This window comes from Bacillus sp. PS95 (assembly GCF_037963565.1).
Classification (GTDB): domain Bacteria; phylum Bacillota; class Bacilli; order Bacillales; family Bacillaceae; genus Bacillus; species Bacillus subtilis.
On sequence record NZ_CP150160.1, the window covers coordinates 794,358 to 807,638 of the forward strand.

17 protein-coding genes are annotated in these 13,281 nt (G+C 45.5%); 9 read left to right on the top strand and 8 right to left on the bottom strand.

What is annotated here, in order from left to right; genetic code table 11:
• The first annotated feature begins 19 nt into the window (after positions 1-19).
• From NSQ12_RS04110 to nosA, 4 genes are all read left to right on the top strand, one after another.
• A complete protein-coding gene (locus tag NSQ12_RS04110) occupies positions 20-145 on the top strand; it encodes a hypothetical protein (RefSeq protein ID WP_268548357.1) in 126 nt (41 codons plus the stop codon).
• A gap of 42 nt (positions 146-187) precedes the next feature.
• Entirely contained in the window at positions 188-1,489 is a 1,302-nt protein-coding gene (citM, locus tag NSQ12_RS04115; RefSeq protein ID WP_339175984.1) for a citrate transporter CitM, read from the top strand.
• Between the two features lie 55 nt (positions 1,490-1,544).
• Entirely contained in the window at positions 1,545-2,339 is a 795-nt protein-coding gene (locus NSQ12_RS04120) for an MBL fold metallo-hydrolase (protein WP_144453930.1), read from the top strand.
• A gap of 118 nt (positions 2,340-2,457) precedes the next feature.
• A complete protein-coding gene (gene nosA, locus NSQ12_RS04125) occupies positions 2,458-3,549 on the top strand; it encodes a nitric oxide synthase (protein ID WP_044052598.1) in 1,092 nt (363 codons plus the stop codon).
• Here the strand turns inward: nosA and NSQ12_RS04130 are convergent.
• Complete coding sequence (locus tag NSQ12_RS04130; RefSeq protein WP_003233709.1) at positions 3,540-3,815, bottom strand: acylphosphatase; 276 nt, start codon at positions 3,813-3,815, stop codon at positions 3,540-3,542. The genes nosA and NSQ12_RS04130 overlap by 10 nt on opposite strands.
• Positions 3,816-3,881: 66 nt before the next feature.
• Between NSQ12_RS04130 and NSQ12_RS04135 the strand changes: the two genes are divergently transcribed.
• Positions 3,882-4,547, top strand: a complete 666-nt coding sequence (locus NSQ12_RS04135; RefSeq protein WP_339175988.1) for an MOSC domain-containing protein — start codon at positions 3,882-3,884, stop codon at positions 4,545-4,547.
• Positions 4,548-4,587: 40 nt separating this feature from the next.
• On the opposite strand, the gene NSQ12_RS04140 is transcribed toward NSQ12_RS04135, so the two are convergent.
• From NSQ12_RS04140 to map, 4 genes are all read right to left on the bottom strand, one after another.
• Positions 4,588-4,725, bottom strand: a complete 138-nt coding sequence (locus NSQ12_RS04140) for a YflJ family protein (protein WP_003239885.1) — start codon at positions 4,723-4,725, stop codon at positions 4,588-4,590.
• A 156-nt stretch (positions 4,726-4,881) separates the two neighbouring features.
• Complete coding sequence (locus NSQ12_RS04145) at positions 4,882-5,037, bottom strand: hypothetical protein (RefSeq protein ID WP_032679057.1); 156 nt, start codon at positions 5,035-5,037, stop codon at positions 4,882-4,884.
• A 106-nt stretch (positions 5,038-5,143) separates the two neighbouring features.
• Positions 5,144-5,458: a DUF3243 domain-containing protein gene (locus tag NSQ12_RS04150; protein ID WP_003242951.1), complete on the bottom strand. Its 315-nt coding sequence runs from the start codon at positions 5,456-5,458 to the stop codon at positions 5,144-5,146.
• Between the two features lie 81 nt (positions 5,459-5,539).
• The gene (gene map / locus NSQ12_RS04155) at positions 5,540-6,289 is read right to left on the bottom strand and encodes a type I methionyl aminopeptidase (RefSeq protein ID WP_003233698.1); all 750 of its coding nucleotides are present in this window, start codon (positions 6,287-6,289) and stop codon (positions 5,540-5,542) included.
• Positions 6,290-6,460: 171 nt separating this feature from the next.
• On the opposite strand from map, the gene nagE reads away from it, so the two are divergent.
• Positions 6,461-7,819 carry an N-acetylglucosamine-specific PTS transporter subunit IIBC gene (gene nagE, locus NSQ12_RS04160; RefSeq protein WP_003243372.1) on the top strand — a complete coding sequence of 453 codons (1,359 nt, stop codon included), beginning with the start codon at positions 6,461-6,463 and terminating at the stop codon, positions 7,817-7,819.
• Between the two features lie 33 nt (positions 7,820-7,852).
• Here nagE and ltaS read toward each other — a convergent pair whose 3' ends face one another.
• A complete protein-coding gene (gene ltaS, locus NSQ12_RS04165) occupies positions 7,853-9,802 on the bottom strand; it encodes a lipoteichoic acid synthase (protein ID WP_003233694.1) in 1,950 nt (649 codons plus the stop codon).
• 92 nt (positions 9,803-9,894) lie between these two features.
• Between ltaS and NSQ12_RS04170 the strand changes: the two genes are divergently transcribed.
• The 3 genes from NSQ12_RS04170 to NSQ12_RS04180 all read left to right on the top strand — a co-directional run bounded on the left by NSQ12_RS04170 (position 9,895) and on the right by NSQ12_RS04180 (position 11,983).
• Positions 9,895-10,032: a hypothetical protein gene (locus tag NSQ12_RS04170; protein WP_010886442.1), complete on the top strand. Its 138-nt coding sequence runs from the start codon at positions 9,895-9,897 to the stop codon at positions 10,030-10,032.
• A gap of 18 nt (positions 10,033-10,050) precedes the next feature.
• Entirely contained in the window at positions 10,051-10,443 is a 393-nt protein-coding gene (locus NSQ12_RS04175; protein WP_339175992.1) for a DUF1992 domain-containing protein, read from the top strand.
• A gap of 124 nt (positions 10,444-10,567) precedes the next feature.
• Positions 10,568-11,983, top strand: coding sequence for a sodium:alanine symporter family protein (locus tag NSQ12_RS04180; protein WP_339175994.1), 1,416 nt, complete (start codon positions 10,568-10,570; stop codon positions 11,981-11,983).
• On the opposite strand, the gene NSQ12_RS04185 is transcribed toward NSQ12_RS04180, so the two are convergent.
• Together NSQ12_RS04185 and NSQ12_RS04190 are read right to left on the bottom strand one after the other, a co-directional pair.
• Positions 11,980-13,056, bottom strand: coding sequence for an endospore germination permease (locus tag NSQ12_RS04185; RefSeq protein WP_029726872.1), 1,077 nt, complete (start codon positions 13,054-13,056; stop codon positions 11,980-11,982). The two genes, NSQ12_RS04180 and NSQ12_RS04185, sit on opposite strands and share 4 nt — an antisense overlap.
• Positions 13,057-13,079: 23 nt before the next feature.
• The gene (locus tag NSQ12_RS04190) at positions 13,080-13,280 is read right to left on the bottom strand and encodes a hypothetical protein (protein ID WP_003233686.1); all 201 of its coding nucleotides are present in this window, start codon (positions 13,278-13,280) and stop codon (positions 13,080-13,082) included.
• Between the last annotated feature and the right edge of the window lies 1 nt (position 13,281).

Genomic DNA, 13,281 nt, shown 5'->3' on the forward strand with positions numbered 1-13,281 from the left:
GGCATCCCGGGATTTTTTCATGCCGAAAAATGATCAAAAAGAACAAAACGGTTTTAAAAAATTAAAAATACAAAAAAACCAAATTATTTACTTGCGGTTGGTTTTCCCATACGATGGCAAAAAGGCAAGACAAAAAGGGGAGTAAGGGAGAAAAAATGTAAGCGGATTCATTTAAGGGGGAATGGATGTGTTAGCAATCTTAGGCTTTCTCATGATGCTTGTGTTTATGGCATTGATCATGACAAAACGGCTTTCTGTTTTAACAGCATTAGTTTTGACGCCGATTGTGTTTGCGCTTATCGCCGGATTTGGATTTACTGAAGTTGGGGACATGATGATTTCGGGGATTCAGCAAGTCGCGCCGACTGCGGTCATGATTATGTTTGCGATCTTATATTTTGGAATTATGATTGATACAGGCCTGTTTGATCCAATGGTTGGCAAAATTTTAAGCATGGTCAAAGGAGACCCTTTAAAAATTGTTGTCGGGACAGCGGTCCTTACAATGCTCGTCGCCTTGGACGGAGATGGCTCGACAACGTACATGATTACGACAAGCGCCATGCTTCCGCTCTATTTGCTGCTAGGCATCCGGCCAATTATCTTGGCAGGAATCGCGGGAGTCGGCATGGGAATCATGAACACGATTCCATGGGGTGGTGCGACGCCGAGGGCGGCGAGTGCGCTGGGGGTTGATCCAGCTGAGCTTACAGGGCCGATGATTCCTGTCATTGCAAGCGGGATGCTTTGTATGGTGGCAGTTGCGTATGTGCTTGGAAAAGCGGAACGAAAGCGCCTTGGTGTGATTGAACTGAAACAGCCAGCCAATGCCAATGAACCGGCTGCTGCGGTTGAAGATGAGTGGAAGCGGCCGAAGCTTTGGTGGTTCAATTTATTGTTAACGCTTTCTTTAATAGTATGTTTAGTATCGGGTAAAGTCAGTTTAACCGTACTGTTTGTCATTGCGTTTTGTATTGCGCTGATTGTGAATTATCCCAATCTCGAGCATCAGAGACAGCGCATCGCGGCGCATTCCAGCAACGTGCTGGCTATCGGTTCAATGATTTTTGCCGCGGGGGTGTTCACGGGGATTTTGACAGGCACGAAAATGGTTGATGAAATGGCGATCTCGCTCGTGTCCATGATACCGGAACAAATGGGCGGATTGATCCCGGCGATTGTTGCCTTAACAAGCGGCATTTTCACATTCTTGATGCCGAATGACGCGTATTTCTACGGGGTGCTGCCGATTTTATCAGAAACAGCTGTCGCATACGGTGTGGATAAAGTGGAAATTGCCAGAGCCTCTATTATCGGCCAGCCGATTCATATGCTGAGTCCGCTTGTGCCATCCACTCATTTGCTTGTCGGACTCGTCGGAGTTTCTATTGATGACCATCAAAAATTCGCATTGAAATGGGCGGTTCTCGCAGTGATCGTCATGACGGCTATCGCTCTATTCATCGGTGCGATCTCTATTTCCGTATGATAATTCAGGCGTAATGACACACACTAACGGCATACAACATTCCGGAGGTGTCATTATGAGTGATCCTTATATGCCGCTGACTTCAGTCAGAAGCGGAACGGGGTTCGAAGCGGCAAAAGGGGTGCACGGCCTGACTGTGCAAATTGCGAATGTCTATTTTATTCAGCTGCCTTCTGAACCTCACTCATTTGTTTTAATTGATGCCGGCATGCCTCAATCAGCCGGCATGATTGTCAATGAAGCCAAACAAAGATTCGGTGAAGGGTTTCAGCTGAAGGCGATTATCCTCACACACGGGCACTTTGACCATATTGGGGCAATCGAAGAGATCCTTGAGCATTGGGATGTGCCTGTTTATGTCCATTCTCGGGAAATGCCTTATGTAACAGGTAAAGAGGATTATCCTCCGGCTCGTCCTGACAGCAAGAGCGGGCTGGTCGCCAAGCTGTCGCCGCTGTTTCCGCGGCACTCCATCGATATTTCCTCACATGTCCAGGCACTGCCGGAAGACGGTTCAGTTCCTTTTCTTGACGAGTGGATGTGGATCGCGACACCAGGACACACGCCGGGCCATATTTCGTTATTCCGCGATGACGGCCGCGTGCTTGTGGCAGGTGATGCTGTTATTACAGTGGAACAGGAGAAAATGGCTGACGTCTTGATACAAAAACAGGAGCTTCACGGTCCGCCGGCTTATTTCACGCCTGACACAGAGACGGCCGCGGAGTCCATTCTGAAGCTGGCCGGTCTTGAACCGGAAGCGTTATTGACAGGGCACGGCATACCGATGACCGGCAAAAACTTTCGAAGTGAATTAACTGAATTGGCAAATCGGTTATCGTCTATTTGACACCCGCACCACGCGGGTGTTTTTTATTGTTTTCCAGGAAGTTGCAGAAAAATCATTTGTCTTGCCGCTTAAAAACGATACAATGAAAAGCATGAAGTGATGTGAAGGGGAGAGTTTGTTGGAAGAAAAAGAAATACTCTGGAACGAAGCGAAAGCGTTTATTGCCGCATGCTATCAGGAATTGGGAAAGGAGGAGGAAGTGAAAGACCGTCTCGAGGACATTAAAAGCGAAATTGACCTGACCGGAAGCTATGTACATACGAAGGAAGAGCTGGAGCACGGAGCGAAAATGGCTTGGAGAAACAGCAACCGCTGCATCGGCAGATTGTTCTGGAATTCGCTGAATGTTATTGACAGACGAGACGTCCGGACGAAGGAGGAAGTGCGTGACGCCCTCTTTCACCATATTGAAACCGCCACCAATAACGGGAAAATCAGACCGACCATTACGATTTTCCCTCCGGAAGAGAAGGGTGAAAAGCAAGTCGAGATCTGGAATCATCAGCTGATCCGGTACGCTGGATATGAGTCAGACGGAGAAAGAATCGGCGACCCGGCTTCCTGTTCCCTGACAGCAGCCTGCGAAGAGCTCGGCTGGCGCGGAGAGCGAACGGATTTTGACCTGCTGCCGCTCATTTTTCGCATGAAAGGCGACGAACAGCCTGTCTGGTATGAGCTGCCGCGTTCACTTGTGATCGAGGTTCCAATCATACATCCGGACATCGAGGCGTTTTCTGATTTGGAGCTGAAGTGGTACGGCGTGCCTATCATCTCTGATATGAAGCTTGAGGTCGGGGGCATTCATTATAATGCCGCGCCATTTAACGGCTGGTATATGGGCACGGAGATCGGAGCGAGAAACCTCGCAGATGAAAAGCGGTACGACAAGCTGAAAAAAGTAGCGTCCGTGATCGGCATCGCCGCTGATTACAATACGGATTTATGGAAGGATCAAGCGCTAGTTGAATTGAATAAAGCTGTGCTGCACTCGTACAAAAAGCAGGGTGTCAGCATCGTTGATCATCATACAGCGGCAAGCCAGTTTAAACGGTTTGAAGAACAGGAGGAAGAAGCGGGCAGAAAGCTGACGGGAGACTGGACGTGGCTGATTCCGCCAATTTCACCCGCTGCCACTCATATCTTCCACCGATCCTATGATAACTCAATCGTTAAGCCGAACTATTTTTATCAAGATAAGCCTTATGAGTAAACAATAGAAAAGCGATGATGGCCTTCAAGACTGCGGGATTCAGTCACAGAGATGTCGGTAACCTTTGAGAAAGGGCTTCCGTTCTTTACAGCCTCAACAAACGATTGCAGGGCGTTTTCCGGACCCTCTGCCAAAATCTCGACACGCCCGTCATCACGGTTTTTGACCCAGCCGGCCAGTTTTCGCTTATCAGCTTCCATTTGAACAAAATAGCGAAAGCCCACACCTTGAACCCGGCCGTTTACAATGATTCGGTATTGAAGCATGTAAAAACCACCTTTTCTTTTTATGATAATCAATCATTTTACAACCTGTAAAGGGGATGTGTTTGTATGAAACCAGAGCGCTATTCAGTTCTTTCTCTTAATCTGGGAAAACCGCAGACGCTTGAATATGACGGAAAGAAAATCGAAACCGGCATCATGAAGCGGCCGGCTGAATCAGCCGTCATGCTGTATCGGGAGAATTTTGAAGGAGACGGACAGGCGGACCTCGTCAACCACGGCGGACCTGATAAGGCTGTCTGTGTCTACCCGGCGGAGCATTATCCGTTTTGGGAAGAGTTCCTCTCAAGACCGCTGTCAAATGCCGCATTTGGAGAAAATCTGACGGTCGCGGGCCTGACTGAGGAGAATGTTTGCATCGGGGATGTGTTCAGGCTTGATGAAGCTGTTGTTCAGGTCAGCCAGCCGCGCCAGCCGTGTGTAAAGCTGGCGAAAAAGTTTGGTGTAAAAGAAATGGTGCTGAAGGTCCAGCAAACCGGCTATACAGGGTTTTATTTTCGCGTGCTGGAGGAGGGCAGGGTGTCTCCCGTCGCGAACCTTGAATTGCTGTCCAGAGGAGAGAAGGGCATATCCGTCCAGTTCGCCAACCGCATCAACTACCATGATGCAAAAAATCTCACCGCCATTGAACGGATTTTAAGTGAGGCTGCACTATCGGAAAGCTGGAGAGCGTCCTTTATGAAAAAAAAGGACAGGCTGCTGCCGGTTGAATAGAAAAAAGCCGCGCATATCAACGTGCGCGGCTTTGCCATATTTAAGATTGTTTTTTCTTTGTTTCAAGCAGGTTGGCAAGAAAATAGGTTTTATAGCTTTGAAGCTTTCTTCCCTCATGGTGCGTGATCCCCTGCTTTTTTAGTTCTGCCACATACCAGCCTTTACTGCCGTAATGCATGTCAGAAAACTCCTTTCCCTATCTGATTTCGAAACGATTGGCATTGTAACATCTATAAAAAGATGCTGAAAAGAGATGCGGGGAAAACTGAGCCTTTCGAACTAGATGTGCGAATGTTCTTCTGTATGTATATGCGGAGCAAAAGCCGAATATGATTTAATGGCCGGTTAGTTTGATCATGACAACGCCAAATGTCATAATGGCGAAAACAATGCCGATATATGTGAGCATCCCGTTTTTTTTCTTAATGCCATAAACGGTCATAATGATGCCTTCAATGAAAAAAATGATGCCGAAAATAATAAACCACATGCAGATAAAGGCTCCTTTCACAGACATAATAGTAGTGTAGCATATCTGAAAGAGCCGGGCTGTGACAATATCAAGAAAGCCGGGCGCATATCGCCCGGCTCATGTTTTATTGTTTATCAACCAATTTGACCAGAAGCTGTGCCAAATGTTCTTTCTCATCTTCGTCTGCAACGCTCCAAAGCTCTTGCAGCAGCATTTCTTCACCGTTTTGCGGCTCTTCATGCTTTGCGAGGTAGTCTCCCAGGATCGCAGCGCTTTTTACAAGCTTGCCGTCATCCAATCCCAGCTTTTTGCCTCGGTTGACTTGTTTTTTCAGGTAGCCTTTAAATTCCTCAAAGTCTTTTAAAATGTCTTCTTTTATTGTGCCATGCATCGCGTTCATTTCGTTTTCAATTTGGATTTTTTCTTGATCTCTGTTCATTGCAAGACCTCCTCGTACAGAATAATGATGCTTTACCTGCAATTGGAGGAGGTTAAACCTGCCGGAAGCCCGGAATGTGTTTTACAGTTTCGTCAGGATAATCGGTTCATCTTTTGTGATGACGATCGTGTGTTCAACTTGGGCAACCATGCTTTTATCCGGCGTCTTGAACGTCCAGCCGTCTCCAGCTTCAACAATCGTTTCTGCTTTCGTTGAAATAAACGGTTCAAGCGCGATGACTGTGCCATTTTTGAACAGTGCGTTATCAAACGGATCATAATAGTTCATGATGTGGTTCGGCGCTTCATGCAGGCTTCGGCCGATTCCGTGGCCGGTCAGGGTTTTGATGACGGTAAAGCCTTGAGAGCGTGCTTCATGATAAACGGCTCTTCCGATCTGGTTTTGGCGCTTGCCCGCTTTTGCCTGCTGAAGCCCCTTTTGAAAAGCGTTTTCCGCGCATTGGCAAAGCTTATGAAGGCGTTCTTCTCCTTCACCGAGCACAAATGAGATGCCTGTGTCGGAATAGAACCCGCCAAATTCAGCGGAGATGTCGATGTTGACAAGGTCCCCTGCTTTTAAAATTTTGGATGTGCTTGGTATGCCGTGAGCCACTTCATCATTTACGCTGATGCATGTCACGCCTGGAAAATCGTATTCCTTCTCAGGAGCTGAAACGGCGCCATGCTCATCAAGCACAGCTTTTCCGATAAGGTCAAGGTCTTTTGTGCTCATGCCGGGCTCTGCCTTCCGCTTCATTTCTTCACGCGCAAGCGCGACGATTCTTCCGATTTTTTTCAGGCCTTCTAATTCTTGATCGTTTGTTACAATCATCTGTCATTCCCGCTTTCTTTTTAAATAATCTAGATTAAGCTTACCACAACTGTCTTAAAAATAGGAAACACACGGACCTGGGAAAAAAGAAATACCCCCGGGAAAATTGGTATAGATCACTAGATATCTTATATGGTATATTTGAAAAAAAAGGGTATGAGGGGGATGGGTATGCTTTCATTTTTACAAAAACTCGGGAAGTCATTTATGCTCCCGATTGCGGTTCTGCCTGCAGTTGGAATTATCCTTGCGCTTGGCAGAGAGGATGTATTTAATATCCCGTTTGTCTATCAGGCGGGGACGGCGGTTTTTGATCATCTGCCGCTTATTTTTGCGATCGGTATTGCCATCGGCATTTCAAAAGACAGCAATGGGGCAGCGGGTTTATCAGGGGCGATATCGTATCTGATGCTTGACGCGGCAACAAAGACAATTGATAAAACAAATAACATGGCGGTGTTTGGGGGAATTATTGCCGGTTTAATTGCCGGTTACACCTATAACCGCTTCAAGGATACCAAGCTGCCTGAATATCTCGGGTTCTTCAGTGGCAGACGGCTTGTGCCGATTTTAACAGCCATTATTACGATCATTTTAGCGGGCATATTCGGAGTGGTCTGGCCGCCGATTCAATCGTGTATCAACTCGTTTGGAGAGTGGATGCTCGGGCTCGGCGGCATCGGGGCAGGCATATTCGGCCTATTCAACAGGCTGTTAATTCCGCTTGGCCTTCACCATGTGCTGAACAATATTTTCTGGTTCCAATTCGGAGAATATAACGGAGTGACAGGGGATCTGGCGCGCTTTTTTGCGAAAGATCCGACAGCGGGCACATACATGACCGGATTCTTCCCAATCATGATGTTCGGACTTCCGGCGGCGTGTCTGGCTATGGTTGTGACTGCGAAGCCGTCTAAACGGAAAGCGACGGCTGGAATGATGATTGGATTTGCTTTAACGGCGTTTATCACAGGGATTACGGAGCCGATTGAGTTTGCATTTATGTTTTTATCTCCGCTTTTATACGCTGTTCACGCGGTCTTAACCGGGTTATCTTTATTTATCGTCAACTGGCTCGGCATCCGCTCAGGCTTCTCTTTTTCAGCTGGAGCTATCGATTATGTGCTCAGCTATGGAATCGCAGAAAAACCGCTGCTTCTGCTTTTGGTAGGTATATGCTATGCGGCAGTATACTTTATCGTGTTTTATGTACTGATTAAGGCTTTGAATTTAAAAACACCTGGACGGGAAGACGATGATGTAGATGAAGTGCTGGATGAAAATACTGTCCAGGATGTAAATGAAAACATCATGCTGAAAGGGCTCGGCGGAAAAGAAAACCTTCAAACCATTGATCATTGCGCCACAAGGCTGCGACTGACTGTGAAGGATACCGCTTTGGTGGATGAAGCGCTGCTAAAGAAAGCAGGCGCAAAAGGGGTTGTCAAATCAGGGGGGCAATCGGTTCAAGTCATTATTGGCCCGAATGTGGAATTTGCGGCGGAAGAATTGAGGGCTGCTGTCAAATAAAAAAAGCGGAGAGGTTGCCCTCTCCGCTTTTTCTTATTTATCTTCGTTATCCTTTGACGTTTCGGAAGAATCTTCGTCATGTTTTGTGTAATCATAATCGGAAGGATTCACCTTCTTAAAACCTTTCGGCTCGTAGAACCGCAGCAGGTCTCCGTTTATGATTTTATCGGACATTTCAAGTTCCTTCTTGACGAGCGAGTCTTCTGACTTGTCGACTTCGGATTCATCGAGTTCTTTTCCGGTTTTCGTGTCGTAATACTTACCGGATATTTTCGTGTACTTCGGTGAAATAAAGTCTCCGTTTCGGAACGGAATCACTTCACGGTGTTCTTTCGATAAAATATCAGAACCGGACATCAGATAGTCCTTCGTATCCACTCCGAGCAGATGCAGAATGGTAGGAGCCACATCAACGTCGCCGGCATATTTATGAACTTTCTCGCCCTTCACGCCGGCAGCGTGGATAAAGAGCGGCACCCGTTGAAGCTGGGCGTTGTCGTAATCAGTGATTTCATCCTTGCCAAGCACTTTCGCCATCGCTTTATTGTGGTTTTCAGAGATGCCGTAGTGGTCTCCGTACATCACAATAATCGATTTATCATATAACCCGTCTTTTTTCAGATCATTGAAGAATTGTTCAATGGACTGATCAAGGTAATGGGCTGACTGGAAGTAGTTATCGACGACAGAGTCACCAAAGTCTCCAGCCGGGAAGTCTGTATCCCCCTCATCCATTCCGAATGGGAAGTGGTTAGACAGGGTAATGAACTTCGTATAGAACGGCTGCGGCAGGCTTTCCAGCAGCGGCATTGATTCTTTGAAGAACGGTTTGTCTTTCATGCCGTAGTTTTTCGTGTTTTCTTCGTTCATGTCATAGTAAGCAGAATCAAAGAATTTATCAATGCCTTCCGCTTTGTACATTTCGTTACGGTTCCAGAACGTCTGCGTGTTCCCGTGGAAAGTAGCAGATGTGTAATTCTTAGACTTCAGAATCGCCGGAACTGATTGCAGCGTGTTTTGCGCTTTGTTTACGAAAACTGAACCTTGAGCCAGCGGGTACAGAGAGTTTTCCATCATAAATTCAGCATCAGATGTTTTACCTTGTCCCGTTTGGTGGAAAAAGTTATCAAAGTAGAACGTTTCGTTATCATGTGCCAGTTTATTTAAGAACGGTGTCACTTCTTTGCCGTCAATTTTATAGTCGATGATAAATGACTGCAAAGATTCAAGTGAAACGTAAATGACGTTTTTTCCTTCCGCTTTGCCGAAATACACGTTATTCGGCACATCGTAATTGGCTTTCATGTAGTTTTCTACTTCCGTTACGTCGCTGGAATCGGCAAGCGCGCGCTGGCTGTTGGACTTGATATTCTGTACAGCGTCATAAATCGTGAAATTGTATGTTCCCAAGTATTTCACAAGATAGTTCCGGTCGAATGATCTTGTCAGCAATTCAGGACGGTCTGATTCCGCAACTGCCAGGTTGATCAAGAACACAAGAATTGAAGACGCAAAAATAATTCGGAACGATTTTTTGCTTGACGTTTCGGCAGGCTTGTTTACTTTGATCGCCAAGATAATCAGGATGATCGTATCGATAAAGTAAAAGGCGTCAGTCGGTCTCATCAGCGAAAATGCGCTGTCACCGAGTTGGCCGCCGTTTGTTTTAGCCTGCATAATGACCGGAATTGTAATAAAATCATTGAAAAATCTGTAGTACACAATGTTGGCGTACAGTAAAAAAGACATTAAAAAATGAATCACTATAATGGCTGTCTGCTGTAATTTTTTCTTGAACAAGAGTCCAAAGCCAAGAAAGAACAAGCTTGAGCTAAGAGGATTCACAAAAAGCAATATTTTTTGTATCGTGTTGTCTATTCCTAAGTTGAAGTTCAGGACATAACCGACATACGTTTTGATCCATAACAGGACGACCGCAATTAAGAAGAAGGCCAGTCCTCTTTCTTTTATAAATGTTTTCATTGTTACACTCCTTTTTTCCGATCCAGTTCGAATAGAAAAAACGAACGTATCCAATATAACACGAATCAGCAGATTAGAAAAGTGAAAATCGTATGAGGGAGAAAGTGGCGAAAAACGCCGTCGAATCAACGTTTCGCTTTGATATTACCAAATGTAAAACAAGGTATCTTTCTAGAAATAAAGGAATAAAATGGTACATTGAGAATTGTATGATAAAATATAAGGTATAGATAAAAAGAGGTGAAATGATGGATTTTTCCCATATTGTGTCTGAAGATAAAATTAAGCGCGCCATCAAAGACGGGGACTTTCAAAACCTCCCGGGAATGGGGAAGCCGCTGCCGAAGGATGACGCGGCACACTTGCCGGAAGCGCTGCGCATGGGCTATCGTATTTTGAAAAACGCGGGAATGGCAGAGGACGAGGGCGCGCTCAAAAAAGAGCTTATGACCATCGACCATTTAATCGAAAAGTGCTATGACGAAAAAGAACGCGAGCAATTAATCAGAAAAAAATCTGAAAAGCAATTGCTGCTTGATAAGCTTGTCGACAAAAAAGGCATGTTTTCAAAGCCAGCATCCGCTTTTTATAAGAATAAAGTATATGACCTGCTTGGACGAAACAGACCTTCTTCCAGCTGATTTGTCTGATCTGCAGGATGGCGATTGATAAAAGCCATCCTTTTTATGTTCCAAGTTCTATGTCAAAAGGTTTATGTTTTTCCATCTATGGGAAATGACCCATAAACGAAAAAAGGGTGATGGGATGGAACGACTATTAGTATGGATAGAGCATATATCTGATTGGCTGTGGGGTCCGCCGCTAATCATCCTGCTGACGGGAACGGGGTTGTATTTCACTATTTTGCTGAAAGGTTTTCAATTTCGCTATCCTTTATACATTTTCAAACAGACAATCGGCAGCGTAGGAAAAAAACCGAAGGGAGAGGGCACAGTCACACCGCTTCAGGCATTGACCTCAGCCCTCAGTTCAACGATCGGTGCAGCGAACATTGTCGGTGTGCCCGCAGCTATTATGTTTGGAGGGCCGGGAGCGGTTTTTTGGATGTGGCTTATTGCCTTATTTGCCATGGCGATTAAGTTTTCTGAAAGTGTTCTTGCTGTTCATTACAGAGAAAAAAATGAGCAGGGTGAATACGTCGGGGGACCGATGTATTACATAACAAAAGGGCTGCGCATGAAATGGCTCGGCGTATTCTTCTCTGTTGCGCTGATTGTGGAGCTGATTCCCAGCATTATGGTTCAGGGAAATTCGGTTTCAGTTTCGCTTGCCGAGACGTTTTCTTTCAATAAAATATACGTAGGAATCGGAATTGCATTTTTGATTGGGTTAGTGGTGATAGGAGGGGTAAAGCGGATCGGAAAAGTAACAGAGTTTGTCGTGCCTCTTATGGCAGGGGCATACGCAGGTGCCGGTCTCCTGATTGTTCTCATGAATCTATCATCAGTGCCGGCGTTTTTCTCTCTCGTTTTTTCAAATGCGTTTACCTCTTCTTCAGCAGTTGGAGGGTTCGCAGGTGCTGCGTTGGCGGAAACCGTTCGCTGGGGATTTGCCCGCGGGCTGTATTCTAATGAAGCCGGAATGGGAACAGCCCCGATTGCACATGCGGCAGCAATGACTGATCATCCTGTGCGGCAAGGGTTTTGGTCTGTGATCGGCATTGTCATTGACACCTTGATCATCTGCACGACCACCGCTTTTGTCGTTCTTGCATCTGGTGTCTGGACAGGGAAGAACGCCTCAATTGACCCGGCAGCACTGACGACGGCTGCATTTCAGCATTATTTCGGTTCTGGCGGAGGGTACTTCGTTTCGGTTTCCCTAGTCTTCTTTGTCGTATCAACCATTATGGTTGTCATTTTTTACGGCGTAAAGCAAGCTGAATTTCTGTTCGGGCGGCTGGCAGGACACGTGATTAAATTCGTATATTTAGCGGCTATTATCATAGGTGCCGCAGGCGGAGCAAAAGCCATTTGGGGCTTTTTGGACTTAGCATTGGCTTTTATTCTCGTTCCAAATGTGATTGCGCTGTTGTTATTGAGCAGAAAGGTAAAAGCGCTGTACACCGAATTCTTTACATCTGAACAGTACTACCTGAAAGATATAAGAAAAACAAAACAGAATCCTGTTTATCAAACAAAAGAAGCTAAAAATTCCTAGTGCTTTGCTTTGGCGCTGAACAACGCTTTGCTTTTTATGATCAAATAAATGAGTAAAGGCAGCAAAAGAGAAATCACTACATTAATGATTGGTTTGATTCTGTTAAAGTCGATTAGCTGATTTGTATTTAAAAAGAACCAAAAGCCGCATACGACTGAGAACATGCCGGTTGGTGTATACATGGCTTTCGGGTCGATTTTTGAGTGTAAAAACGAAAGGCCGTATACCACGATATATAGGGAACCTGCTATCTTCACCATAATGACTGGAATCCAAAAAGCCGCGATGATCAGGTCTGAGCGATCCAGAAAATCCGTAATGCGGATCTGCCTGATGACCATATAAGCAGGATCAAAGAAAGTAGATGTCAGGTTGGGACCAAAGACAGAAATTGAAGAAAATAACATCACGGCCAGCAATAAAGCGCCCAGCAGTATCGCGAAAATGGTGTATTTTAGCGGGACGCTCCGGTTTGAGAAGAGAAGCGGAAGGATAATCAATTCCCCCATTGTCCCAAACGCGTAATAGCCTGATTGAAGGTATGGGATTAGACCTTCAAAAACAGGTGTCAAGTTTTGAAGCTCAATTTGTGTGGCCAGCGTAAATGGAAGGAACAAGACCAGGATGCCGAATGGAAATAGGAATATCTGCGCCATTCTGGTCAATGTTTCTTTTCCCTCTCTGGCAATACAGATCGCCACAAAGATAATAACACCGCCAAGAACAGCCATTGGTGTTCTCGGGAGAAATAAAATGTTAATCAAATTGATGAAAAAACGGATGTCATGAGCATTGATTAACAGGAAATACAAAGAAAACAGTAAAATGATAATCCGGCCTGCGATTGGTGAGGAATCGCTCAGCAGCTCATAGATATTTTTATCCTGATGCTTTTTCATCAGCCTATGCATGAGCCAGAGTGCCGGAATCACGATGACAACGCCGAGGATGTAGCTGTGCCAGGCATTTTGTTTTGCTGATTCGATCATGAGAATCGGAGCATGCTTTAATCCGACTGCTAACGTATACAGAGCTCCGAAAAATAATCCTTGGTATGCAGAGGTCTTGTCCATAAAGCACATCCTTTCTGTCATGTTCAAAACGGAATATATTTAAACAGGTGCCCCAGCCGCGGAAGCAGGGGATTCACTCTCATATAAATCCATAGAAAAGCACTTCCTGCAATCAGCAGGCTGAAGGCCCATTTTGTTAGATTGTTAGCGGAACGAAAATTCTTCCATTCATATGCGTATATGGCAATGCACACAATCAATGTCTGTACGATATAGCTGATCATG